The organism is Myxococcus sp. CA033 (genome assembly GCF_013336625.1).
Lineage (GTDB): Bacteria > Myxococcota > Myxococcia > Myxococcales > Myxococcaceae > Myxococcus > Myxococcus llanfairpwllgwyngyllgogerychwyrndrobwllllantysiliogogogochensis.
On the sequence record NZ_JABUMU010000028.1, the window covers coordinates 13902 to 39583 of the forward strand.

14 protein-coding genes are annotated in these 25682 nt (G+C 69.4%); 13 read left to right on the forward strand and 1 reads right to left on the reverse strand.

The features are described from left to right. The 13 genes from HUA78_RS47890 to HUA78_RS39280 all read left to right on the forward strand — a co-directional run bounded on the left by HUA78_RS47890 (position 1) and on the right by HUA78_RS39280 (position 24529). Positions 1 to 2304, forward strand: a complete 2304-nt coding sequence (locus HUA78_RS47890; RefSeq protein WP_174478539.1) for a baseplate J/gp47 family protein — start codon at positions 1 to 3, stop codon at positions 2302 to 2304. Next, entirely contained in the window at positions 2305 to 5076 is a 2772-nt protein-coding gene (locus HUA78_RS39225) for a phage tail protein (protein ID WP_174478540.1), read from the forward strand. Beyond that, positions 5073 to 6515: a hypothetical protein gene (locus HUA78_RS39230; protein ID WP_174478541.1), complete on the forward strand. Its 1443-nt coding sequence runs from the start codon at positions 5073 to 5075 to the stop codon at positions 6513 to 6515. Before HUA78_RS39225 ends, HUA78_RS39230 begins: the two co-directional genes overlap by 4 nt. 3 nt (positions 6516 to 6518) lie before the next feature. Continuing rightward, on the forward strand, positions 6519 to 7805 hold the full coding sequence (locus tag HUA78_RS39235) for a hypothetical protein (RefSeq protein ID WP_174478542.1): 1287 nt from the start codon (positions 6519 to 6521) through the stop codon (positions 7803 to 7805). A 42-nt stretch (positions 7806 to 7847) separates the two neighbouring features. After that, positions 7848 to 8807 carry an IPT/TIG domain-containing protein gene (locus HUA78_RS39240; protein WP_174463574.1) on the forward strand — a complete coding sequence of 320 codons (960 nt, stop codon included), beginning with the start codon at positions 7848 to 7850 and terminating at the stop codon, positions 8805 to 8807. 9 nt (positions 8808 to 8816) lie between these two features. After that, positions 8817 to 11315: a hypothetical protein gene (locus HUA78_RS39245; protein ID WP_174478543.1), complete on the forward strand. Its 2499-nt coding sequence runs from the start codon at positions 8817 to 8819 to the stop codon at positions 11313 to 11315. 112 nt (positions 11316 to 11427) lie between these two features. Next, positions 11428 to 13461: a hypothetical protein gene (locus HUA78_RS39250; RefSeq protein ID WP_174478544.1), complete on the forward strand. Its 2034-nt coding sequence runs from the start codon at positions 11428 to 11430 to the stop codon at positions 13459 to 13461. 14 nt (positions 13462 to 13475) lie between these two features. Further along, positions 13476 to 15539, forward strand: a complete 2064-nt coding sequence (locus tag HUA78_RS39255) for an ATP-binding protein (RefSeq protein ID WP_174478545.1) — start codon at positions 13476 to 13478, stop codon at positions 15537 to 15539. Positions 15540 to 15551: 12 nt separating this feature from the next. Beyond that, positions 15552 to 18638, forward strand: a complete 3087-nt coding sequence (locus HUA78_RS39260) for a hypothetical protein (protein WP_174478546.1) — start codon at positions 15552 to 15554, stop codon at positions 18636 to 18638. A gap of 21 nt (positions 18639 to 18659) precedes the next feature. Then, on the forward strand, positions 18660 to 19379 hold the full coding sequence (locus tag HUA78_RS39265; protein ID WP_174478547.1) for a hypothetical protein: 720 nt from the start codon (positions 18660 to 18662) through the stop codon (positions 19377 to 19379). A 19-nt stretch (positions 19380 to 19398) separates the two neighbouring features. Then, positions 19399 to 21771 carry a glycosyltransferase gene (locus HUA78_RS39270; RefSeq protein WP_174478548.1) on the forward strand — a complete coding sequence of 791 codons (2373 nt, stop codon included), beginning with the start codon at positions 19399 to 19401 and terminating at the stop codon, positions 21769 to 21771. A gap of 7 nt (positions 21772 to 21778) precedes the next feature. Next, a complete protein-coding gene (locus HUA78_RS39275; protein ID WP_174467191.1) occupies positions 21779 to 22540 on the forward strand; it encodes a hypothetical protein in 762 nt (253 codons plus the stop codon). A gap of 192 nt (positions 22541 to 22732) precedes the next feature. Beyond that, entirely contained in the window at positions 22733 to 24529 is a 1797-nt protein-coding gene (locus HUA78_RS39280) for a tetratricopeptide repeat protein (protein WP_371745769.1), read from the forward strand. Here the strand turns inward: HUA78_RS39280 and HUA78_RS39285 are convergent. Further along, a complete protein-coding gene (locus HUA78_RS39285; RefSeq protein ID WP_174463566.1) occupies positions 24526 to 25641 on the reverse strand; it encodes an FAD-binding oxidoreductase in 1116 nt (371 codons plus the stop codon). The two genes, HUA78_RS39280 and HUA78_RS39285, sit on opposite strands and share 4 nt — an antisense overlap. Positions 25642 to 25682 lie beyond the last annotated feature (41 nt).

Below are 25682 nucleotides of genomic sequence, written 5' to 3' on the forward strand. Positions count from 1 at the left end.
GTGCCACTCACCCTCCCGCCCATCGATGACCGCAAGTACCAGCAGCTCCTCGACGAGGCGCTGGCACGCATCCCCATCCACAACCCCGAGTGGACCAACTTCAACAAGTCCGACCCGGGCGTCACGCTGCTGGAGCTCTTCGCCTTCCTGACGGAGAGCCTGCTGTACCGCGCCAACCAGATTCCGGAGCGCAACCGGCTCAAGTTCCTCCAACTGCTCGGCGTGCCGCTGCTGCCGGCCGCGTCCGCGCGCGGCCTCGTCGCCTTCCGCAACGAGCGCGGCGGTCCGCCCCAGGCCCTCACGCTGACGGAGGGCGTGGAGGTCCGCGCCGGCCAGGTGCCCTTCCGCACCGAGCGCGGCCTGGACGTGCTGCCCGTGGAGGCGGCGTGCTTCTACAAGCGGAGCGTCGCGCCCGAGGAGCGGGTGAAGGAGTACTACCAGGAGCTCTACGCCTCCTTCACCGCCACCGCGCCGCCGCCCGCGCCGCTCAACGAACTCCAGTTCTACGAGACGACGCCCTTCTCTCCGCGCGGCACGGAGCCGTTGGACCTCAACACCGAGACGCTGGACAAGGCGCTGTGGGTGGCGGTGCTGCTGCGGCCGGCGGACCGGAAGCTCCCCGATGCGCTGACACGGGCGAGGGAGGAGTTGAAGGGCAAGGTGCTGACGGTGGGACTCGCGCCCGCCGGTGGCTCCGAGGGACGAGACCTGGTCCCCAATGGACAGGCGCGGCCCGTGGGCTCGGCGGTGCTCCAGTTCCAGCTTCCCCGCTTGCCCGTGGACGGCAAGCTCCCGGAGGACCCGGCGCTGCGCAACGCGAGCTGGCGCACCCTGGTCACCTCGGAGATGCCTGGCGAGCCCTCCGTGGTGGACGTCCCCCTGCCCTCCACGCTCGGCGAGTTGGAGCTGTGGACGAACCTGGATCCGCTGGAGGCGGGCACGCGCGACTTCCCTCCCTCGCTCGACGACGAGGAACTGGAGGCGCGCGTCATCACCTGGGTGCGCATCACCGCTTCGGCGCCGGTGACGACGAAGCTCCTGTGGGCCGGCATCAACGCCGCGCCCGTGTCCCAGCGAGAGCGCGTGACGAGCGAGCTGCTGCCCACGGGCTCGGGCGAGCCGGACCAGGCGCTGAAGCTGTCGCGCGCGCCGGTGTTGCCGGGCTCGGTGAAGCTGAGCGTCACGGTGAATGGAATCACCGAGACGTGGGAGGAAATCGATGACCTGACGAGCGCGGGCCCCGAGGTCTCCGTGCCGGACCCGCGCCTGCCGCCCGGCTCGCCGCGCCCCGCGCAGACACGCGTGAAGGTGTTCCGTCTGGACGCGGAGGCGGGAGAGCTTCGCTTCGGTGACGGTGCCCACGGCGCGAGGCCGCCGCTTGGGGCCACGCTGCGCGCTGACTATGACCACGGCGTGGGTCGCGCCGGCAATGTGGCCACGGGCACGGTGGCGAGTGGGCCCGCGCTTCCTCCAGGCATCCAGGTGGCGAATCCGCTGCCCACGTGGGGCGGCTCCGACGCGGAGGGCGTGCGCGAAGGAGAGCGGCACATCTCGCGGTTCCTCCAGCACCGGGACAGGCTGGTGACGGCACAGGACTTCGAGGCGGTGACGCTGCGCACGCCCGGTGTCGCGGTGGGCCGAGTGGATGTGCTGCCCGCGTTCCACCCTGCCCTCTCGCCCAACGAACCAGGTGATGCACCCGGCGCGGTGACGGTGTTGGCCATTCCCCGCGCGGAGCCTGATGCGCGCGAGGCGGAGGGGCCGGACACGTTCCTCGATGCGATTGCCTGCTGGCTCTCGCCGCGTCGACTGGTGACGACCGAGGTCTTCGTGCGCCGCCCCCAGTACAAGCCCGTCTGGGTGACGGTGGGCCTGGAGGTGGTGGCGGGAGTCTCGCAGGCACAGGTGCGCGAGGCGGTGAAGGCGGCCCTCGTCGAGTTCCTGTCGCCCCTGCCCCCCGAGGACGCGGAGTTGCTGGAGCAGACGGTGTCGCTGGCGGGCGCGAACCTGTCCACCGTGGCCCGGCGTGGCTGGCCGCTGCGCAAGGCGGTGGTGTCGCTGGAGCTGGCGGCGGTGGCCAGTCGCGTGGCGGGCGTGGCGCTGGTGCGCGGGGTGCGGCTGGGGCTGGCCACGGGCACGCAGCAGGACCAGATACCGATGACGGGGCTCCAGCTCCCCCGGCTCGCCGGACTCTCGGTGGCCGTGGGTGACGCGCCCTCGCTCGACGACCTGCGCGGCACGTCCGTCACGACGACGCAGCGGCCGTTCGTCTCGGTGCCCATCGTCCCCGAGGAGTGCCGATAGATGGATGCCAACGGCGCTCGCTTTCATCTGCTGCTCGGTCGCGACGACTGGGGCCGCTGCACCTCGAAGGGCCGCGTGCTCTCCGAAGCGTGGAGCGAGGCGTCCGGCACCGGCGCGGACGTCGCGTGGGACTCATCGCGCGCGGAGGTGTCCCTGCGCGCGGAGCTGTTCCGCTTCATCGCCGCGCCGCGCGACGTGCCTCCCGTGCTGGAGGACCGGCGCGGCGCCGCGAAGGACCGCTATGGCAACGTCTACTGGGTGGCTCTCGACGGGCGCACGCTGAAGGTGCTCTCCAGCGGTTCGAGGCAGACGAGCGACTTCTGGCCCGTCACGCCCGAGGCCGCACCCGTCTCCGGCACGGGCGGCTTCGGCCCGCTGATTCCGCCCACGCCTCCCAAGCCCGAGCTGCTCGGAGCCATGGCCATCAGCGGGCATCACTACCTGGTCGTCGGCACGCTCGCGCCCGCGGGGCTGCTCGTGTTCGACCTGCACTCGGGCGGCCCTCCGGTGCGACACCTGTGGCCCACGGGTGTGCCCTTCGCGCCGTGGGACATGGCGGCCACTCCCGATGGCGGTGTGGTGGTGCTCGACCGTCAGCACCGCCGCCTGTGGCGCCTGGACGCGGGCTTCCGCGTGGTGCGCACGGGCGTGGATGACGTGCTCTCCGCGTCACGGGTGGAAGCCTTCCAGCCCCTGGCCGGAGGACCGACGCGAACGATTCCCGCCGTCACCTTCCCACGGCCGGTGACGCTGGATGCGTCGACGCCCGTCGCCGCCCAGGACCCCATCTCCGTGGAGGTGCTGCCTGACGGCCGCGTGCTCGTGCTGGACCGGGGCACCGAGGACAGTCGCCTGCTGGTCTACCGCGACGGCGTCCTGACAGGCGCCCCCGTGCCGCTGGAGGTCGATGGCCTCCTTGGCGACAACAGTCCCGCGTCGTCGTACGTCCTGGTGGCGCATGACATGGCACTGCTTCCGGCCGGGTCGGATGGCTCGGTGGGCCGCGTCGTCGTGGTGGGTCGGGACGGCAACCAGGCCTTCGCCTTCGAGCTGCACACCTCGGAAGGCGGTAACCTCGTCGCGGTGGCGCAGCCGGAGTACCTGCCGCTGCGGTTGTTTGGCGGCAAGGCGCTCATCGCCTCGGACGGGCAGGCCCTCTACGACTTCGCGGACACGTTCATCCCGCTCGTGGCGCAGCGACGCCCGCGCTACGTGTCCGAGGGCACGCTGCGCACGCCCGTGCTCGATGGACGGACGCCTGACTGCGTGTGGCATCGGCTGCTGTTGGACGGCTCCCTTCCGCCCGGAGCACGCATCGTCGTGCGCAGTCGCGCGGCCAATGAGCGCTCGGACCTGGAGGCCCTTCCCTTCAGCGAAGAGCCCGCGCTCTACAAGCGAGGAGGCGGCTCCGAGCTGCCCTTCACCACGACGGCGCGGGGCGAGCACCGAGGCACCTTCGAGGTGCTCTTCCAGCGCGCCAGGGGCCGCTTCGCGCAGGTGGAGCTGGTCCTCCAGGGAGGCGGCGCCGCGACTCCGCGCATCCACGCGATGCGAGCGTGGTACCCGCGCTTCTCCTACGCGGAGCAGTACCTCCCGGGCCTGTACCGACAGGACCCTGAGTCGGCCAGCTTCCTGGACCGCTTCCTCGCGAACCCCGAGGGACTGCTCACGCCCCTGGAAGACCGCATCGCCGCCGCACAGGTCCTCTTCGACGCGAGGAGCGCGCCCCCGGAGGCGCTCGAGTGGCTGGCCTCCTGGTTCGGCGTGGCGCTGGACCCGGCCTGGGACGAGACGCGTCGCCGCCTCTTCCTCCGTCACACGCTGGACTTCTTTCAGTGGCGAGGCACGCCGCGCGGCCTGCGCATGGCGCTGCGCGTGGCCCTGGACGACTGCCCTGACGCGTCCATCTTCACCGACGACACCGAGCCGACGCGCGCCCGCTACCGCATCGTCGAGCGCTTCCGCACCGCGCGCACCCCGTTCCTCTTCGCGACGGACACCTCCGAGACGGGAGGCATCCGCATCCAGCCCGCCGCCACGTCGCGCCGCTGGGAGCCCGCCCAGGGCATCGCGAGGCTGCTGGAGCGCTATCAAGCCGCGCTCGCCGACGCGGGTGTGACGGCGGCGTCCGATGCGCTCCCCTTGCGTGAGCCCACCCAGGTCGCGGTGGCCACCGTGTGGCGAGCCTTCACGCAGGAGACGCTCGGCTTCATCCCGGCCGCCACGGCCGCGAGCGCGCCGCGCTGGCTCGACTTCCTCACGCGACGCTATCGGACGGTGCAGGCCCTCAACGCGGCGCATGGCACCACGCTGACGGACTTCACGCAGGCCGTGTTGCCAGTGACGCTGCCCGGGGACGGTCCGGCGCAGTCGGACTGGTACCACTTCGAGACGGTGGTGCTGCCGGTGCGTGCGGCGGCCCATCGCTTCACGGTGGTGCTGCCCGTCCCACGAGGCAGCGCGGCGCAGGAGCAGCGCGCGCGACAAGAGCAGGCGATGCGGGTGGTGGCGGTGGAGAAGCCGGCCCACACCGTGTTCGACGTGAAGTTCTACTGGGACATGTTCCGCGTCGGCGAAGCCCGCCTGGGCGTGGACACCCTGGTCGATCTGGGCAGCCGTGCCCCCGAGCTGATGCCCGCCATGCGGCTCGGACGCGAATACCTGGCGGAAAGCCATCTGGCCCCGAGACCACCCCAGGACGCCGCGGACCGGCGAATCCTGGGGCGGGACTTGCTCGGGCGCCGTGAGACCCACGGGAGCGACATCCAATGAGCACCTTCACTTCCACGTCAGTGCAGCGCGCGCCGGCCGACCCGACCAGACACGTCAACTACGTGCTCGGCATGGTGCTGGGCGTGGACGACTTCACCCAGGAGTTCGCCTACCTGTCGGAGCGCGACAGATGGCTCGCGCGCGACCTCCTCGGCTACGGCACCGCCTGGGGCCTCGCCGTGAGCCACGGCACCGGCACGCGCGGCCCGGAGGTGCGCGTCACCCCCGGCGCGGCGCTGACACCGCGAGGACAACTGGTCCGCGTGACGCCCACCCAGTGCGCCGCGCTCAACGACTGGCTCATCGCGCGCGGCACGGAGGTGGATGCCTACCTGCGTGCCGGCAACCGGCTGACGGTCTACGTGGTGCTTCGTCACCGCGACTGCCTGACGGACCCGGTCCCCGTGCCGGGAGAGCCGTGCCGCACCGAGGACGACACCACCGCGCCCTCGCGTGTGACGGACGACTTCCACCTGGAGCTGGCGCTCCAGCCGCCCCCGCCTCCGCTCGAGGAGAGCGCGGTGCGCGACTTCGTGCGCTGGCTGCGGCGGAACATGAACGTGGTCTCCTCCACGCCCACGCCCACGACGCTGGATCAGTTCATCACCCTGCTGCGCGGCTCCGTCGTCCCCTCGTCGCCGGTGTCACCGGTGGACGACTACGTGCTGGACGACCCGCCGGGTGGACCCCTGCCGGTGCTGGAGACGGACGTGGAGGCCTTCCTGCGCGAGGCGTCGCGGCTGTGGGTGACGGAGCTGCGTCCCTTGTGGCGGACGAACTGGCTGGGCGAGTCCCAGGGCTGCACCCAACCCGTGTCTCCCGCGCCGGAGTCGCCGAACGACGGCGTCCTGCTGGCGGCCGTGGACCTGCCGTTGGTGCGCGAGCTGGGCACCGGTCCGTGGAAGGTCGACGCGGCGGGCACGAAGACGGTGGACGAGAGGCAGCGGCCGTACCTGCTGCACCAGCGCATGCTCCAGGAGTGGCTGCTGGCGGGGCTCGCCCGTGACGCCTCGGCGGTGCACCACCCGGACAACCTGCCGCCCTACTCCCTCATCGCGGCGGGGATGATTCCCATCGACGACACCTCCACCGACGTTGGCTACAACGGTTTGAAGGCGACGAAGGTGGACGTCGGGCTCGTGACGCTGAGCTTCGACGGCTTCGCGCACCAGCCGGACCAGTGGCGCTACGTGGTCAAGGCGACGCTGGTGGAGCCGCAGAACGGACTGGTGACGCAGCCCTCCGTCACCTTCGTACGCGCGGACGCGGATGGCCTGCTGCTGAAGGTGCGGGACAAGGACGCCCTGCTTCCCATCGCCACCCTGCGCAAGCTGGGCCTCATCGTGGAGGTGAGCCAGTACGCCGTCCCCGCGAAGAAGAAATCCTCCAGTGGCGACGCGAAGCCGAAGGCCCGCGTTGGCACGGAAGGCACGAGGTAGGCCATGCGCATCGACCTGGACACCGCGTTCCTCGAGGACGGCATCCGCTCGACGAACTTCTTCAACGGCCGGCTGCTGTCCGCCGAGGACCTGAGTCAGGAGCAGACCGCCCACGAGGCGGCCCTGGGACGACACGTGCGAGCCATGGGCGAAGGTGTCGCCCACGGGCTCGCGGTGTCCATCGCTCCGGGAAGCACCGTGTCCTCGCCGCTCGTCACGGTGACGGCGGGCCTGGCGCTCAGCCGCGCGGGCCACGCACTGGAGCTGCTCCAGCCGGTAGAGGTGTCCCTGGTGCGAGGCCCCTCCAACAGCGGCAGTGGCGCGACGGCCACCGCCACGGGCGGCTTCGAGACCTGCGCGCCGGGCAGCAGCGACTACGTGTCCGGCACGGGCGTGTACCTGCTGGTCCTCTCGCCCGCGTCCGGCCGCGAGGGGCGCGCGCCCGTCAGCGGCCTGGGCGGAAATCCCTCCTCCGGCTGCGAGGCGAAGCGGCGGGTGGAGGGCGTGCGCTTCCGGCTGCTGGACTTGAAGCTGACGGCGGCCCAGCTCTCGGACGAAGCGCGGCTGCGCAACCGGGTGGCGCACCTGTGCCTGGGCACGTCGGACGCGGCGAGCCGCGCGTGGATGGTGAATCCCTTCGGGCCCGCGAACCCACCCTATGGCCTCATCGACAAACTGCGGCCCACGGCGCTGACACCGTGTGACGTGCCGCTGGCGGTGGTGCACTGGAAGGCGGGCGTGGGCCTGCGCTGGGTGGATGCCTGGGCCGCGCGACGCCGGCCCGCGCGAGTGGCCACGCCGGAGCGCTGGGGCCTGGGGCTCGAGGACCGCCGAGCCACGGAGGGCGAGGCGAGCTTCCTCCAGTTCCAGGAGCACCTGGACACGCTGCGCACCGGGACGCCGGAGACGGTGCGCGCGCTGGACCACTTCGTGGCACTGCCCGCGGTGGGCCTGTTGCCGCTGGAGGGCATGACGGGCGCGCGGGGCTTCACGTACACGAAGTTCTTCGACGGGCTCACGTATCCCCCCGAGGCGCCGGTCCACGTGGAGGGCTCGCGGCTGCAATCCCTCTTGAGGATGTCGCTGGCGTATCCGCCCGTGGACCTGGTCCGCAAGGAGCCCTTCCTGTGGCTCTACCTGGTCCACGAGAACCAGCTTGCGCAGAGCGACGCGAGCACACCCCGGCCCCAGCCCTATCTCGTCTTCGCCAGTGGCTACCTGCCCTACCTGGGTGACGCGCGGTCCGACGCCGCGCACTGGCACTTCGGCAACTACGCGCTGCCCCGCTGACCTTCCCACCTTCCATCTCTCGCAGGCCGCGAGGAGACCCCGATGGCCGACCCACTCAACCTCGTCAAGCCCGGCGACCTCATCAGCGCCGAGCTCATCAACGCAATCATCCAGCTGCTCAACGCGCTGGCCACCACGTCGGGTGGGCCCAACGTGGTGCCCAACCTCTTCAGCCGAACGCTGCTCGACGTGAAGGCCCTGCTGGCGCAGTCCGGCGGCAACCTCCAGCTCGCCCTGTCGATGGATGCCTCGGGCCTGGTGGTGAACCTCAATGACCCGAAGAACAACGCGCGGCCGGTCATCGGGCAGATTCCCACGCCGGGCACCCGGGTGCCGGACGGCACGGGCATCCACCTCCTCATCGCAACCATCGCCGGCTCCACGCCCACGCCTCCGGCGAAGCCCACCGTCAGCGGCTTCTCTCCGCTGACGCCGAACATCGGCACGGAGGTGCAGATCATCGGCGAGAACTTCGACGCGGTGCGCGCCAACAACACGGTGACGTTCGACGGGACCGTGGCCGCGCCGCCCTCGAACGCGAGCACGCGCTACTCGCTGTTCGTCGTCGTGCCCTCCGTCGCCAACCCGCCCGCCGCCGGCCAGCAGAAGACGGTGACGGTGGTGGTGACCAACCCCGCGGGCGCGACCTCCGCGCAGCTCATCATCCTGGGCCCCACGGGCACGCCCCTGCCCGCAATCACCCCCTTCAGCATCGCCAATGCACCGCTGGGTGGCGAGCTGATCATCAACGGCCAGAACTTCGGCTCCACACTGACCAACATCCGCGTGTTCTTCGATGACCAGCCCCGCGATGGCACGTCGGGCACGCCCATTGGCGTTCAGCCCCTGGGCACGTCCACGCTGCCAAGCCGGCTCGTCGTCACCATCCCCACGTCCCTGACCGGCATCAACCTCTCCGGGGACAGCAAGATCATCAACATCAAGGTGCGCGTGGGGACGGCCATGTCTCCCACGCAGGCACTCGAAATCTACAAGCCCTGAGGTCCACACATGCCAAGACATTCCAAGAGGCTTTCCTGGCTCGCGATTCCCTTCCTGCTGGGGGCGACGGGCTCCCTGGCGGCGACGCACGAGCTCGCCATCTCCGCGCCCGCGACGACCATTCCCATCACCCGCGTGAAGGTGATGCTCGAGTCCACCACGCCGATTCAGAACGGCGCGACGCTGAACTTCGAGACGCCCCTGGGCAACACCGATGTGACGGTGGGCGGCGGGCCCGTCAATCTGGCCAACGGCGACAACGTGTTCATCGTCGGAGCCGGCACCAACGCCATCATCATCGACTACAAGCGCCGGGACGTCCTGGCCGCCGTGGACAACCTCTGCGGCATCAAGCTCCCCCAGGATGGCTCCGGGACGATTCGCTTCACGCCGGACGCCGCGAACTTCAACAACCTCACGGGCTATCGCACCACGACCTTCGCCGCGCCATCGGTGGACCAGTGCACCTGCTCCTCGCGACGGGTGAAGGGCCTGACGAATTGGACGGTGCCGCCTCCGGGGGTGAATCGGGGCCGCATTCCCATGGACGTGGCGCTGGTGCTGGACCGCTCCGGCAGCATGATCTCCGCGACGCCCGGTGACCCGGCGAACATCCAGAAGTGGCTCGCGCTCCAGAGCGCCGCCGAGCAGTTCATCCACTTCTGGGAGGTGGAGGGGTTGGATCCGCTGAGCGAGACGGGCGGCACGGGGCTGGGCAGGGACCGGCTGGCGCTCGTCTACTTCGAGAGCGACTCCGAGCCGACCAAGTTCAACGGCAAGCTGTTCGTCGAGCGCGCTCCGGCGCTCATGGATGGCGGCCACCCGTGGGAACAGGCCGTCAGCCATGTGAACGCGAACATCACCGCGGGCACCACGGCGATGGGCGGCGGCATCCGGGATGCGCTCGCCGCGTGGCAGGCGGACAAGGTCAACGACCTGACGCTCGTGGTGATGACGGACGGCATGCAGAACGTCAATCCGATGGTGAAGGACGGCACGGGCCCGGACATCGGCTTCAAGGTGCTGGAAGTCACCCCCGGAACGACGGAGCGCCTTACCAATCACTGCGTCCCCATCTTGACGGTCGCAGTGGCCAGCGGCGCCGTCCCGTACGCGGACCTGATGAACGCCATCTCCCTGCAGACGGCGGGGCAGAACCACCTGACGACGAGCAGCGGCACCACGACGGCCTTCGCGCAGCAACTGGTGACGGCGCTCAAGGGCAACACGCTCGCCACACTGCTCCAGAGCTCCACCACCCTGCCCTCGGGCACCAACACCGCGACCCGGTCCGTCGACGTGGACGGCACGGTGCAGAGCCTCTACGTCAACCTGGGCTGGTTCACCACGAGCCCGCGCGGGCAACCCGTGACGCTCAAGGTGACCGCGCCGGACGGCAGCAACCCGAAGCCCGTGGCGGTGAAGACGGGCCGCAGCCACATCCTGAACCGCTACGACTTCCCCAAGGCGGGTCCGGTCGGCAAATGGCAGCTCACGGTGAACCGCATCCCCGGGACGGCGAGCCCCGCCATTCCGTACCAGCTCGCCGCCTATGTGCAGGAGAAGAGCCTCGACTTCCAGCTCTCGCTCGACAAGCTGCGCCACTCCGCCGGCCAGCCGCTCAACGTCGTCGCGCAGGTGACGTTCGACGGCAAGCCGCTGGAGAACCTCGACAACGGCGAGCTGACCGTCCTGGTGGAGACCCCGAACGGGGCGCTGGGCACGCTGATGCACGAGACGCGCGGCGAGGGACGCGGCGAGCAGAGTCCGGACCCGGTGTCGCCGTACCAGGGCAAGCTGGACACGCTGATGAAGGACCCCGAGTTCCTGAAGAAGATGGGGACCACCGTCGGCAAGGATGAGCTGGTGCTGAAGGAGACCGCGCCCGGCATCTACAAGCTGGAGTTCAAGGACACGCAGACGCCTGGCACGTACCGCTTCCATTTCCAGCTCTTGATGAAAGGCCCCAGCGGAGAGCCGCTGCGGCGCACGGAGATTCTCGAGACACAGGTGGACGTGCTGCCGTTTGGCCCGAAGACCGACGTCCAGGTGACGAAGGTCGACACGGGCAGCTACGTGCTGGTGCTGACGCCGCGTGACGCGCTGGGGAACTACGTGGGCCCGGGCTTCGAGGACCGCGTCGTCGTGCAGATCAACGGCAAGGGCCGGCAGGCCCCGGCCACCACGCCCAAGCTCGACGGCACCTACGAGGTCCGCCTGAGTGAGATTGGCGACGGCACTGAAATCATCGTGCTGGTGAACGGGACGCCCGTGGCCAAGGGGCCGGTGACGAAGCTGGAGCCGGTGGAGCCGCGGCCTCCGGACAACGGCACCGGGCGTGATGGCGGAACGGGTGGAGGGGATGGAGGCTCGGGACCTCCCGTGCCGCCTCCCGGGGAGGGCTGCCCGTGCAAGCACACGCGTCCGAGTGGTTCCACCGGTGTCCTGGGGCTCGTGGCCCTGGGGTTCCTGGCGAGCCGCCGCCGCAAGCACCACGACGGGGATTGACGTCTGGCTTCTGGGAGCCCCTGGCCACGGGGCTCCTGGCCCGGCCGGAAGCACACGCACATCACGAAGTGGAAGCGGACGCTGGTGTCGAACCCAAGAGGACGTCGCGACGATGCATGAGCAGGCGGCACGAGGCAGGACGGTCATCCAGCGGCTGCGGCTGCGCGGGGCGGAGCTGGAGCCGCTCTCGGCGCGGCTGCGGCTGGAGGCCGTGCTGGCGGGCGCCGACCTGCTTCCACCGGGGCTTCCTCCCTCCGCCACCGTGTGCATCCGCCGATTGATGGACCCGAAGCCCGGGGTGCTCCCCTTGAATCAGCAGGCCCTGCGCCCGCCCGCGGCGTGGAACGAGGCGCTGTCCTCGGTGCTGCGAGAGCAGGTGGCTCGTGCGGCGAGGCCCGCGCATGGCGTCGTTCCACCTGGCGCGGAGGCCGTGCTGTTCGCGGATCCCTCCGAGCTGCTGGCGTGTCTGGCGAGCGATGTAAGCCGGGGCCTCGCGAGCGCCCACTGGTGGTGGCGGGGATTGTTTTCCAACGCGGACCTGTCCCGCACCGTCGTCGCGGAATGGCTGCGCGCGCCCGAGTACGTCCCGAGCGCCCTGGAGTTCCTCACCCGGCGACGCGAGGTCCGTGCCGTGGTGTCGCTGTTCACGCCGCCGGAGGCCCGGGCCCTGCTCACTCGCGTGCTCCAGGTCCACGGGCTTTCCGCCGCCGCCCTCGACGCACCTTCGCGAGATGTGAGCGGTGAGCGGCCCACGGTCCCCGCGAGTCCCTCGAGCACGATGAAATCGGAGGGAACGGTGCTCGCGACAAACGCCCCATGGGAGTCGTGGGCACCTGAAGCGCGGACATTGAAGGACTCACGCGAGCACGGTGCGCTGCTCGGAGTCGCGCTCACGCTGCGTCGCGTTCCCGTGGAGGCACGTCGTTTGGAGTTCCTCCCCGCCGTGGGCATCTGGCGAGATGCTCACGAGGCGCTCGCGGTCCCCTCTCCCTTCGCACCCAACGAGGCTCGGCACGCGGCCCCGCCCGAACCTGTCGTGGCCAGCGTTCTCCCAAAGCCACACTCCGAAGCAGCTCCCGACGACACCGAATTCGCGCCCCCTGTCGACGACCTCCTGAAGAGGCCCGGTCTGGAGACATCTCCTTCCGAGGGCGCGACGACAAAGCAATCCGCATCCCGAGGCGAGGCAACGACGGCGGACGAGGGGGTCCTGGAGCGTACGGACACCCACGGCGTATCGAAGGCCATCGAGTCTCCGCCGAGCGATGAGCGCACGCTGCCTCGTCACGCCTCGCCAGCCTCCGCAACTGAAGACCTTTCGCGGTCCCCCGTGCACACCACGACACCACCGACGCCACTCCGAGAGCTCGAGCCACCCTCCGGACGCGCGTGGGGACTGCCCTTTTCCACCCGACTCGGCGGCCTCTTCTATCTGGTCAACCTGGGCCTGTTCCTGGAGCTGTACGGCGACTTCTCGATGCCGGCCCATCCGAACCTTCCCCTATCGCTCTGGGACTTCGTCACGCTCGTGGGCCGGCGCCTGTGCGTGGACCCGCGCCCCTCGGACCCGGTGTGGAAGGTGCTGGCCTTGCTCGCCGGCCGAAAGCCCGGAGCCCTTCCCGGCCAGGACTTCGCGCCTCCCGATGCGTGGCGAATCCCTCCCGCCTGGCTGCGCACGTTCCGCTCGGCGCGCGACTCCCACTGGACCTGGAGCAGTCACGAAGGACGGCTGCGCGTGAGGCACCCCGCGGGTTTCCTCGTGCTGGACGTTCCCTATGATGAACAGGACGCGGACGTTCTCGTGAACAGCGAGCTTTCGCCCTACTTCGTCGGCTCGGCATTCACGCTCTCCCGAGGTGACGAGACAGGTCGGCTCGACACCGAGCCCCTGGAGCGCTGGCTCGGATGGCTGGTGCCGTTCTGTCGAGCCCGACTGTGCCGCGCGCTGGGCGTGTCGTCAGAAGATGCGTCAGCCCTGGACGCGACACTGCTCGCACATGACGCGCGACTTCACGTGACGGAGGGGCATGTGGACGTGGTGCTGTTCCTGTCGCAGCTCCCGCTGGCGGTGCGCATCGCGGGCCTGGACCGCGACATCGGGTGGCTGCCCTCCGAGGGGCGACACCTCACCTTCCACTTCGAGTGAGCCCGAGGCGCGCCATGTCCATCTCACAGCCTCCTCCCATCGAGTCCCAAGCACACGAGCACTTCAAGCTCTACTTCTTCGCCGCCGCGTCACGCGTACTGGCCCAGGGTGCAAGCCTGTGCGGTGGCGAGGACTCCCTCCTCGCGCGTTTCCCCTTCCTGGAAGCCTACCGGGCGGAGCTCACCGAGCTGGGCATCGACCCACATGAAGTGTCGACCGGAGCAGGCCCGTGGGCCGAGGCGATCTCCGCATGGGAAGAGGACGTCACCGAACACCTCCCCCTGCGCGCGCTGCGCCGGGCCGCGCTGTTGGATCATGACACGCTGACGCTCCTGCTCGCGGTGGGCATGGTGGAAGAAGATGCCCGCTTCGGCGCACTGTTCGCGTCACTCCAGGGCACGCCCACGCTCCACCGTCCCACGCTCGGCCTGCTGAACGCGGGCTGGCGCGGCGATGAGGACCGGGGAGAGACGCGCGCGCGGTTGCGCCGCTTGATGGAGCTGGGGCTCGTGGAGGTGACGGACCGCGAGGCCCCTCGCTCCGAGTGGGCGCTCCATGTCCCTGGCGCGGTCTGGGATGCGCTGCGAGGAGAGGCGCCCGACAAGCCCACGTCGTGGATGAAACACCACCCCTTGGAGCGGCTGGAACAGGACGAGCCGCTCATCATTCCAGAGTCACTCCGCGAGGCCCTGGAACGACTGCCCACGCTGCTCGGCTCCGATGAGGTGCGCGCGGTGGTGCTGCGGGGACCTCGTCACAATGGGCGGCGCACGCTGCTGCGCACCGTGGCCCGCTCGCTCGGACGCGGCGTGCTCGAAGTGGAAGGACTCCAGAAAGGAGAGGACCCGCGCTGGCGCGTCGTGGGCCCGCTGGCGACGCTGCTGCACGCGATGCCCGTGGCGGTGACGGACCCGCCTCCAGGCGAGGCCGCTGAGATTCCCTCGTTGGAGGGACTCGACGGACCGCTGGGCGTCGTGCTCGGCCGACTGGGCGGTGTCACGGGAGACGGTGTCGACCGCGCGCTCACGCTGGACGTGGCGATGCCGGGCCCCGACGAACGCATGCTGCACTGGGAGCGAGGACTCGCCGGTCGCGCCTGTCCCGCCCTGGAGACGTTGAGCACGGGCTTTCGCCTCACCCGGGGACACCTCCGACGCGCGGCCCGCCTGGCCCAGGCGCACGCGGCACTCGCGGACCGAGTGCATGTGGAACCCTCGGACGTGCGCGAGGCCACGCGTGCGCTCAATCGACAGGCCCTGGACACCCTCGCCGTGCGCGTGACGACTCCAGGGGATTGGAGCCAGCTCTCCGTCGCGAGCGAGACGTTGCGCGAGCTTCGCCTCCTGGAGACGCGCTGTCGCAACCGCGAGCGCATGGGTGCGGCGGTGGGAAGCGCACTGGCTCGACAGCTCACCGCGGGTGTGCGCGCCCTCTTCCAGGGCCCCAGTGGCACGGGCAAGACGCTGGCCGCGCGGCTCGTATCGGCGGCGCTCGGGCTGGACGTGTACCGGGTGGAGCTGTCCTCGGTGGTGAACAAGTACATCGGCGAGACGGAGAAGAACCTCGCGCGCATCTTCGCGCTCGCCGAGGAGCTGGACGTGGTGCTGCTCTTCGACGAGGGCGACGCGCTCTTCGCGCGGCGCACGGGCGTGGGCTCCTCCACGGACCGCTACGCCAACCTGGAGACGAACTACCTCCTCCAGCGCATCGAGTCCTACGAAGGCATCCTCATCATCACCACCAACGCAGCCGACGCCATCGACACCGCGTTCCAGCGGCGGATGGACGTGGTGGTGGACTTCCGCTCCCCGGACGCCTCCGAGCGCTGGACGCTCTGGCAGCTCCACCTTCCTCCCGCGCACGCGGTGGACAGCCAGTTGCTTCGCGAGGTGGCCGCGCGCTGCCAGCTCAGCGGCGGACAGATTCGCAACGCGGTGCTGCACGCCTCATTGCTCGCGCTGGAGGAGCAGGCGCCGCTCGGCTCCGCGCACCTGGAGGCGGGCGTGACTCGCGAGTACCGCAAGGCCGGAGACGTCTGCCCGCTGCGTCGGTCCACCACGCCGTCCCTGCGAGGCTGAGAGAGACCACCCATGCCTCCCGCCCGCGCACCCGCCCGAGCTGCCTCCCGCGCACCCGCGCGAGGAGCGGCGCCCGCGCGCGCGGGGGCCACGAGCGCGGCGGCACCGGGAGGCGCGGCCATCAAGGTCGGCGGTGACGCGGAGAAGGACCCACGCTTCCGCAAGGTCATCGAGCAGCTCAAGAAGAGCTCCGACAAGACGAAGAAGCATCCTCCCGCGTCGCAGAAGGCCGCGGAGGCGCAGGCAGCCGCCGTGTCCCCGCCCACCGAGCAGCTCGCGGGGGCGAAGGGCAATCAAGTCGACGCCATGAAGGCGGCGGAAGCGCCCAAGACAGAGCCCAACGGTTTCCTCGCGATGTTGCGCGCGGAAATCGAGAAGGCGATGCCGAAGACGCTGGATGACGCCGACAGCTTCATGGAGGGCAACGAGACGGCGCAGGTGAAGGACAGCGTCGCCGGAGGCGTCAGCGAATCGAAGCAGGCGGCCACGGGCCCCACGGAGGCCGCGACGGCGGCGGCTCCAGACCCCAGCAGCGTGCCCGCCCGGCAGTCCTCGGCGATGCCCTCCGAGCCCGCGCCCGAGTCGCTCCCGGTCAACGGCGCGGAGGCCATGCCCGCACCCAAGCCGAACACCCAGGTGCAGGCGCTGGAGAAGGGCAAGCAGGACGCCGACCAGCAGATGAAGGACGCGGAGCTGACGCCCGACCAGCTCAAGAAGGCGAATGACCCGCGCTTCTCCAAGGTGATTTCGGAGAAGGGCCAGGTGGAGAAGACCGCCGGGGCCGCGCCCGGCAAGTATCGCGCGAGCGAGACGGGCACCCTGGGTCAGGCCAAGGCGAAGGCAGGCGGAGACGCCCGTGCCGGCGTGGCGCAGATGGCCGGCGTCCGCGTGTCCGGCAACAGCAAGGTGAAGACGCGCCAGCTCCTGGCGAAGCAGAAGGACGAGGCCCGGCGCAAGGAAGTCACCGCGAACATCGAGCGGATGTATCAGCAGACGAAGCAACGGGTGGACTCGCGGCTGTCCACGCTCGAAGCGGACGTCATGCGCATGTTCGACCTGGGCGCCGAGGCGGCCCTGGGGGACATGAAGTCCTATGCGGACCGTGAGATCGAGAAGTTCAAGGACGACCGCTACAGCGGCCTGACGGGCAAGGCGCGCTGGGTGGCGGACCTGTTCCGCCCCGTGCCCGAGGGCATCAAGGTCATCCTCGGTCAGGCCCGCGTGCGCTTCGCCTCGAAGATGGACGCGCTCGCGGTGCGCATCTCCACCGCGGTGGACAACCGGCTGGCCCAGGCCAAGGCCGACGTGGACAAGGGACAGGCCGCCATCAAGGCCTATGTCGACAGCCTCCCTCGCGACTTGCAGAGCGTGGGACAAGAGGCCCAGAAGGCGGTGGGCGAGCGCTTCGACGAGCTGAGAAGCGGCATCGACGCGAAGAAGAACGACCTGGCCCAGAAGCTGGCCCAGAAATACAAGGACGCGTTCGACAAGGCGGACGCGGCGCTCAAGAAGTTGGAGGAGGAGAACGCCGGCGCGCTGAAGAAGCTGGCGGACGCCATCGGCGAGGTCATCAAGATCCTCACCGAGTTCAAGGACAAGCTGATGGCCCTGCTCCGCAAGGGCTGGGAGACCATCAAGCTCATCCTCGCGGACCCCATCGGGTTCCTGTCCAACCTCATCTCCGCCATCAAGCTGGGCGTCCAGCAGTTCCTGGGCAACATCAAGGCCCACCTGATTCGCGGCTTCATGCAGTGGCTCTTCGGAGCGCTGGCGCAGGCAGGCATCCCCATCCCCACGGACCTGACGCTGCCGAGCATCCTCAAGCTGGTGCTCGCGGTGCTGGGCATCACCTATGAGCGGATGCGCGCCAAGGCCGTGAAGCTCCTGGGCGAGCGCACCGTGGGCCTGCTGGAGAAGGTCTTCGAGTTGGTGCGCACCCTCGTCACGTCTGGCCCCGCGGCGATGTGGGAACAGATGAAGGAGAACCTCGGCAACCTGAAGGACATGGTCATCGAGGCACTGAAGTCGTGGCTCATCGAGACCGTCGTCAAACAGGCCATCACGAAAATCATCTCCATGTTCAACCCAGCGGGCGCCATCATCCAGGCCGTCCTCGCCATCTACAACACGGTGATGTTCTTCATCGAGCGCGCCAGTCAAATCATGGCGCTCATCGAGGCCATCATCAGCTCGGTGCACGCCATCGCCACGGGAGCGATTGGCGGCGCGGCCAACTGGATTGAGCAGGCGTTGGGACGCGCGGTGCCCGTGGTCATCAGCTTCCTGGCGCGGCTCATCGGCCTGGGCGGCATCAGCGACAAGATCAAGGAGACCATCCTCAAGGTGCAGGGGATGGTGGACCGCGCCATCGACAAGGTCCTGGCGAAGCTGGTCGCCCTGGCGAAGCGGATGTTCGGGGGCGGAGGAGCCAAGGAGCAGCCTCCGGACAACAGGACACCGGCGGAGAAGCAACGCGACCTTCAGGCCGCACTGCGAGAGGCGAACGCCCTCCTCTCTCAACCCGAGGCCTCGGTCAATTCCGTCAACGGCAAGCTGCCCGGCATCAAGACGAAGTACAAACTGAAGACGCTCGAACTGAAGAAGACGGGGGGTACGAAGTACCGAGCCAAGGGCAAGGTCAATCCAGGCGACGAGACAGACGAGCACGACCTCAAGAAAGTCTCCAAATACGTCGACAAGGCGACGATGGAGATCACGCCTGGAATTGTCATCCGAGACCGGTTCTACAAGAAGAAGTTCCGGAAGCAGCCCCTGGCGAACATGCTCAGCCGCGCGCTCTCCCCGACGAAATCTCCCAGCGGAGCGCCACTCTATCGCTGCGAGAACACCGGCAAGTTGGGGCCCAACCACAAACCCCTGCTCCTCCGCTCGGAGATCGAGGTCGAGCACACCGAGCAGGTCGTGGACCAGTGGAACAAGCCCAGCGGGGGCAACGACATGCTTCAGGGCGAACGGAACAATTGGTATGACGACGACTCGCACCTCATCGTCATGTGCGGCTCTTGTAACGCGGGCAAGAACCAGGGCAGTTACAATCGTAAGGTGACGGAGCGGTTCCGTGGTCCGAAGGATCCGTAGCGCCACATAGCCGAGGGTCCCATGGAAAACTTCATTCTTTGGAATGCCGCGATGCAGGACGACGGACGGACGTTGGGCTTCGCGGTCTTCGCCACCGCCGTCAAACAACTCCACCAGGGGAGTCGGGAGATGGTGGAGCAGATGCTCAGCGACCTCGGAATACCCAACACCGCGTTCACCTCCTGGCGCGTGAGCCATTTCGCCACGAATTACCTGGCGGACGACCTCGACGCCGACGACTGGGAGGATATCTGGAACGACCACTGGCAAGTCGAGGTTCAGCTCGCGCAGCCACTCCAGCACACGTGGTCGGACTTCGAACTGAGACGCAGCTTCGCGAGTGACTCCAGTTGGACAGGAGAGCCCTCACAGCCACCCATGGACTGTCTCGTCGTCGCGGACTTCCTGGATGGCGCGGCCATTCCCCAGGCGGAGGTCGTACTCAAGCAGTTGGAGGCGCTCCGAAGTGGAGCCCTGACGCCCCCCGAGCTTCAGCGGGAGGTTGCCGAGGCCCCACCCACGCTCATCGCGGAGCTGGCCCAAGAATTGGGGGATTGGCCCGACGCTCGAATCGACGTGAAGCGGTGGGCCACCGAACCCGAGCGACTGCTCATCTCCCTGGGTCGATTCGACACGGACTTTTTCGAGAGCGGCGCGACCCTTGCCATCAAGGTCCAGGAACTTTGCCAGGTGCTTGGAGGTGTCACCACCTGGAGCGACCTGATGGAAACGCAGGACTAGGACCCGGGAGGTTTCCCGCATGCGAAACATCTTCGCCTGCCTTGTCCACGAGCGTCCCGACTGCGTCGTCGACCTCGTGCGCAACCTGCATCACCTGGACCCCAGCTCGCTCATCCTGCTCTACAACGGCGGGCACAACCCGAAGCTGCTCGAGGGTTTTCCCTTCGAGCACTTCAACGCCGTCATCCACCCCACCCCACGGCCGATGAAGTGGGGCTGGCTGCACGACTTCGCGCTCGACTGCTTCCGCTTCGCGCGGGAGCACCATCCGTTCGACGCGATGACCATCGTCGACTCGGACCAACTGGGCCTGCGGCCCGGGTACTCCGAGCACCTGCGCGCGTTCTTCTCCGCGAATCCCGGCGCGGGCCTGCTGGGCAACGTGCAGGCGCCGCACGGCCCGGGAGCTCGCACGGCGCCCGCGGTCCATGCGCGGCGCGAAGTGGACCTGTGGCGTCCCTTCCTGCGCAGGTTTCCCAATGGAGAATCCCAGTTCGTCCATTGGACGTTCTGGCCGTCCACGGTCTTCAGCGCCGACGCGGCCCAGGACCTCGTCTCGCTGTTCGAGCGCGACTCGCAGCTCCAGGACATCCTCCGCCGCTCGCGCATCTGGGCCACCGAAGAGGTGCTGTTCCCCACGCTCACGGCCCTGCTCGGCCACCGCGTGCTCACCAGCCCATGTGACTACGAGGTGGTCCGCTATCGCGTCCGGTACTCCACCGCCCAGCTCGACGCCGCGATGGCCACGCCCAACGTGTTCTGGGCACACCCCATCCCGCGCCAGCTCGACGACCCGCTGCGCGCCCATGTGCGCAATCACTTCGGACGATATGAGAGCCCCTCCGCGCTCGCGGGGATGCCTGACGCGAAGCCCCACGGCGAACGGAATGCCGTGCCGGACACGCGCGCCTCAAGCGAAGCCCCGGTGATGGACGCGGCACGCTCGGAGTCTTCCGGGCTGCTGCTCACGCGGCCCATCCTCGCGGAGATGCGCGAAGTCGAAGGCTGGCTCACCGACGACGAGGCAGACCTGCTCATCGCCGCCACCTCTCGCGCGCTGACCTCCTTGCCCGCGACGCATGCCGTGGTGGAGGTGGGGAGCTACTGCGGCAAGGCCACCGTCGTGCTCGGCCGCGTGGCGCAGGCGCTCGGAGTCGCGCCGCCCATCCACGCCATCGACCCGGGTGACGGTGTCGTGGGCGCTCGCGGAAGCAACCTCCAGAACATGGGCTCCACGCGCGCGAAGCTCGAACACACCCTCCAGCGGACCGGGCTCGCGGCGCGCATCCAGGTCCACCACCAACACGCGCCCACCGTGGCGTGGAACGAGCCCATCTCCCTGCTCCTGGTGGACGGGCTCCACGACTACGCCAGCGTGTCGGCCGACTTCCTCCACCTGGAGCCCTGGCTCGCCGTGGGAGGACTGGTCGCCTTCCACGACTGCGCCGACTACTTCCCCGGCGTGAAGCGGCTCGTGCGAGAGCTGCTCCATGAGGGTCGCTACCGCGCGCTCCACACCGCGGGCACCCTGGTCGTGCTCGAAAAGCGCGCCATGGCCACCCGTCAGGAAGTGGCTCCCAGCCCGACGCCACCTCCAGCGCGGACGCAAGAAGAGGCGAAGCCCACGCTCACCCTCGCTCGTGCCGCCGCCGCTCTCGGCACCGATGAGCCACGGCTCACGGTCCTCCCGTCGCGTGACGAAGCTCGGCCCACGGTGTCCTGCATCATGCCCACGTTCAACCGGCGCCAGTTCGTCCCGCTGGCGGTGCGCTGGTTCCTCGCGCAGGACTGGCCGGAGAAAGAGCTCATCATCGTCGACGATGGCACCCAGGCCGTGGAGGACTTGCTGCCCGAGGACCCGCGCATCCGCTACCTGCGACTGGAGCGCCGACACTCCGTGGGAGCCAAGCGCAACCTCGCCTGTCAGTCCGCGCGTGGAAAACTCATCGTCCACTGGGACGACGACGACTGGTCCGCCCCTCGACGCCTTCGCTATCAGGCCACGTCACTGCTCGACGCGGGCGCCTCCGTCTGCGGGCTCACGCGCGTCTACTACCACCAACCCGCGACGGACCGCTCCTGGCAGTACGTCTATCCCGCCGGCCAGCGCCCCTGGGTCTCCGGCAACACGCTCTGCTACACGAAGTCCTTCTGGAGTCGGAACCCATTCCCCGACATCAACATCGGAGAGGACGCGCGGTTCCTCTGGAGCGACCCGTCCCGCAAGCTCCTCGTGCTCGACGACCCGTCCTTCTTCGTCGCGTGCATCCATGACGCGAATGTGGACCCCAAGCGCGTTCACCATCGCTACTGGCACCCCCATCCCACCGACACGGTGCGCTCGCTGATGGGCGATGCGTTCGACGCCATCCACGCCCTCCTCGCGGCCTGAACCCGACATGACGCCCGCCCTCAACTTCTGCTTTCACGGTGGAGCCTTCCGCCCCACCGTCGTCGCGGCCATCCGCTCGGCCATGAAGCACAATCCCCAGGCCCGGACGTTCGTCTACTGCGATGAGCAGGGCATCCGCCGCTATCAACCCCTGCTCCCCGGTGCCCGCTTCGAGGACCTGGCGCAGCTCAGCGCCCAGTTGGGCACGACGCGGCCGGAGGTCGCCTCACGGCGCATGCGGGCCTTCGCGCTCCATCAGAACGGCGGTTGGTACCTGGACGCGTTCGACACCGTGACGCTGCGCCCGCTGCCCGACGTGGAGCGCTTCACGATTGGCGAGGAGTGTTGGGACTCGCGCCGCCGCTGCGCCGGGGTCTGCGCCAGTCCCCCAGGAGACGCCTTCGCCCGGCACTGGCTCTCCGCGATGATGGCCATCCCCGACGAGGCGTGGGACCACTGGACGGACCAGACGGTGTGCAACCGCCTCATCAGCACCCATCACCACCTCGTCGAATCGCTGCCCACCGGGCGACTCAACTGGCCCTCCGAGAGCGGCTTCACCGGCGAGCTCCGCCTGTCCGAGGACCAGGTGGCATGGCTCCTGGAGAATGCCTGGGTCATCCACTACTTCGGCCGAGGCGCGAGGGGCGTGCCGTACAAGGAAATGGACCTGTCGGCCTTGAGACATTGTCGCAAGCTCGGCGGATGGCTTCCCCGACTCATCCTCCATCACACCCAGGGCCTGTCCGCTCCAGCCCCCGCGGAATGAGGCCTGTGACGCGCCCTGCCTTCCCGAGACATTCACTCTGAGTGAACACGTCGGCCGTGGATTGCTCGACTGCTAAGAGGATGTGAAAGTGGGGCCTGTCGAAGAATCAGCAGGCACGCCTTCTCGACCCCCTCTCGAGGACCCACAGTGAGCGCCCCACCCGCTGTACTTGGTGTCTCCTTCGCAGTGTCCGTGGAGCAGGGAGTTCCCTCCGCGCTGCCTTCCCGGGCCATCGAAGTGGACGTGGGGGTGGCGCTGCCCACCGCCTTTGGGGGACTGAGGAAGGTCCTCCGTGCCTGCGAGGAGACCGCTCCCGAGGTCGTCCGCGCCGTGGCCGCCGCGCATCCCTCGGAGTGGAACCGGCTGTTTCCGGGCGCCATCCAGGGGGCCGCCGACCTGGGTGACCTGGCGCTCTCTCCCTCCGAGCGTCGGCTCCACCGCGAATCCGAGCAGGCATTCTGGATTCTCACCGTCGCCGCGCGCGCCATCGTCGAGACGCTGCGCGTGAGCGGCCGTCCCCTGGTGCTCCACGGCGCTGGAGAGTGTGACCTGGTCAGCCTGCGCGCGGTGATGCGCGCGGCCGAGTGGGCGCGGCTGGACGGACTGGACGGGACGCTGCTGTTCACCGGCTGGAGGATGCGGCGTCCCCATGGCGCCGCCGTCTTCGAGTCACGGCGGCAGGCCTACCTGGATGCGCTGAGCGACAGGCTGCGCGTCCCCCACGCGTCGGGCCCGGGTCCAGTGTCCTCGCGTCGGGAAGAGCCGGCGGTGGACCTGGAGGGCCGCTACCTGCGGCTCGTGGTGGATGGCTCGGAGTCGCGTGAGTCGCGCGTGGCGGCGGCCATCCTCGCCATCCGTCAGTGCTTCTTCACCACGAACTATGAAGGCGCCTTGCTGGCCGCGGAGCACGGCCTGGCGCTGCTGGACGGAGACCCGGACTCGCACCTCGCCTCGCGCGTGGCCCAGGCGTGGGACGTGCTGGACACGGGGTTCTCCACCCCCGCCATCGAAATCGACCGGAGCAGCCTGGGCGACGTGGATGAGCTGAAGGCGCTGCTCCACCGCAGCATGGGCGTGGTGCATGTCTTCACCGGCGCACACGACGCGGCGATGGAGGCGTTCGGCCGAGGGCTGGAGTGCCACATTCCTCCGGAGCTGGTGGCGCGGCTGCACATGTTCCGCGCGCTGACGTTGACCAAGCGCTTCGGCCAGCTCCCCAATGCGCGCGTCGAGGTGGAAGCGGGCGTGGCCGCGCTGGCGAAGAGCACCGCGCCGGACCGCGCGCTCCAGGAGGGCTGGCTGCGCAACGTGTGCGCGCTGACGTGGTTCCAGGAGCGCAAGCTCGACAAGGCGCTGGTCGAGGAGAAGCTCGCCATGCGCTGCGTGGGCGACCTGCACGACGCGAGCGCCACGCATCTGAAGATCAACCTCATCTCCAACGCCAGCTACCTCCAGGAGTCGGCGCGGCAGTTCTCCGACGCCATCGCCACGTGGCGGCGCTTCGAGGGCATCAGCGAGAAGTGGGGCGTCAACTTCTCCAAGCACCATCGCTACCGGCTGGCGGGGCTGGAGTTCGCCTCGGGAGCACGCGCGGAGGCGGTGGAGCACTTCACACAGGCGTATGCCAGCGCGGAGGCCCTGAAGGACTCCTTCCACCGACAGGTCATCGCCTCGGAGCTGGGGCGCATGTTCCTGGACGACGGGAAGATGGACTCGGCGGTGGACTGGTACGCGCGCGCGGAGCAACACGCGCGCGAAATCGGCGAGCCGCTCAAGGCAGCGGAGAGCCTCGCGGGGCTGGCCCTGGCCGCCGGACGCTCGGACTGGTCCGAGGCCCTGCGCTGCGCCCGCGCCAGCTCCACGTGGCCCAAGGAGACGCAAGCCCTGGTCGACGCGCTGGGACGAGGCGACGCCGCGGCGGTGCAAGCCCTGCTGCCCCGCCCCCGGACGAAGCTGAACCGGCCTTTCGACTCGGTCAGCCTGTACTAGCGACGCTCTTCGACGACGGCGTTCAACGACGACGCCCTGCTCGGCGCGAAGGGCGCGGCGATTTCCGTTCGTCCCCACGCGACCAGCTCCACGAGCACGGTCGCCGCGTGGGCGCCGGTGAGGATGCCCTGCCCTCCCAGGCCCGTGGCGACGAAGGTGCGCTGAGTGCCCGGGTAGCGGCCCAGGTACGGGCGACCATCCGGCGTCACCGCGCGCAAGCCCGCCCAGGCGCGCACGAAGCGAGCCTCCCGCAGACGCGGCGCGAGCTTCGCCACGGTGGCGCTCAGGTGCAGCAGGCCCGCGGGCGTCACGTTCTCCACGAAGCCGACGTCCTCCTCCGTGGCGCCGACGACGATTTCTCCCGCGCGCCAGGGCGCCAGGTACGTGGGCCCGGAGACGACGCGAGAGAGGGACAGGCCCGGCTGGTGCACCACCAGCATCTGCCCACGCACCGGCTTGAGCGGCAGCGGTGGCAGCCCCGGGAAGGTCGATGACCACGGCCCCGCGCTGACGATGAGCTGGTCCGCGCGCAGCGTCTCGCGGTCGGTCCGCAGCACCACGGCGTCGGCGGTCTCCTCCACGGACCGCGCGGACTCACCGAGCCGCAGCCGCACACCCGCGCGCAGCGCCGCGCCCAGCAGCGCGTTGACGTAGCCGTCCGTGTCGACCATGTGGCCCCGCGCGGACTCGAACGCGCCCAGCAGCGGCGTTCCCTCCAGCGCGGGCTCCAGCTCCACCAATCGGGCCGCATCCACCCACGTGCCCAGTTCGTCCGGATGTCGGGCCGCGCGCTCGGCGAGCGCGTCACGCCCCTTCGCATCCGCGGCGATGCGCAGGATGCCCTGGCCCCGGCGCAGCAGGTGGCCCTCCGGAAGAGAGGCCAGTTCGTCCGCCAGCGTCGCCCTTCCCGCCTGCGAGAAAGCGAGCATGGCCGGGTCGTCGTAGAGGCGCACGGACGGAATCGCCACACCCGCGGCAGCGCGGGAACCCCTGCCGCCGGGGTCCACTGCGTCCAGCACCGTCACGCGCGCCCCGGTGGCCGCCAGCCGCCTCGCCGCCGACAGCCCCACCACACCGGCACCCAGGACCACGACATCCGAGCTGGAACTCATCCGCGAGACTCACCAAGGCAATGCGAGGGGTTGCCCCTTGA

Bases quoted from the DNA above. Each gene is read 5' to 3' on its own strand.
- HUA78_RS39230 (WP_174478541.1), top strand. From the start codon at position 5,073: ATGAGCACCTTCACTTCCACGTCAGTGCAGCGCGCGCCGGCCGACCCG.
- HUA78_RS39260 (WP_174478546.1), top strand. From the start codon at position 15,552: ATGCCTCCCGCCCGCGCACCCGCCCGAGCTGCCTCCCGCGCACCCGCG.
- HUA78_RS39275 (WP_174467191.1), top strand. From the start codon at position 21,779: ATGACGCCCGCCCTCAACTTCTGCTTTCACGGTGGAGCCTTCCGCCCC.
- HUA78_RS39235 (WP_174478542.1), top strand. From the start codon at position 6,519: ATGCGCATCGACCTGGACACCGCGTTCCTCGAGGACGGCATCCGCTCG.
- HUA78_RS39270 (WP_174478548.1), top strand. From the start codon at position 19,399: ATGCGAAACATCTTCGCCTGCCTTGTCCACGAGCGTCCCGACTGCGTC.
- HUA78_RS39255 (WP_174478545.1), top strand. From the start codon at position 13,476: ATGTCCATCTCACAGCCTCCTCCCATCGAGTCCCAAGCACACGAGCAC.
- HUA78_RS39245 (WP_174478543.1), top strand. From the start codon at position 8,817: ATGCCAAGACATTCCAAGAGGCTTTCCTGGCTCGCGATTCCCTTCCTG.
- HUA78_RS39225 (WP_174478540.1), top strand. From the start codon at position 2,305: ATGGATGCCAACGGCGCTCGCTTTCATCTGCTGCTCGGTCGCGACGAC.
- HUA78_RS39240 (WP_174463574.1), top strand. From the start codon at position 7,848: ATGGCCGACCCACTCAACCTCGTCAAGCCCGGCGACCTCATCAGCGCC.
- HUA78_RS39265 (WP_174478547.1), top strand. From the start codon at position 18,660: ATGGAAAACTTCATTCTTTGGAATGCCGCGATGCAGGACGACGGACGG.
- HUA78_RS39250 (WP_174478544.1), top strand. From the start codon at position 11,428: ATGCATGAGCAGGCGGCACGAGGCAGGACGGTCATCCAGCGGCTGCGG.
- HUA78_RS39285 (WP_174463566.1), bottom strand. From the start codon at position 25,641: ATGAGTTCCAGCTCGGATGTCGTGGTCCTGGGTGCCGGTGTGGTGGGG.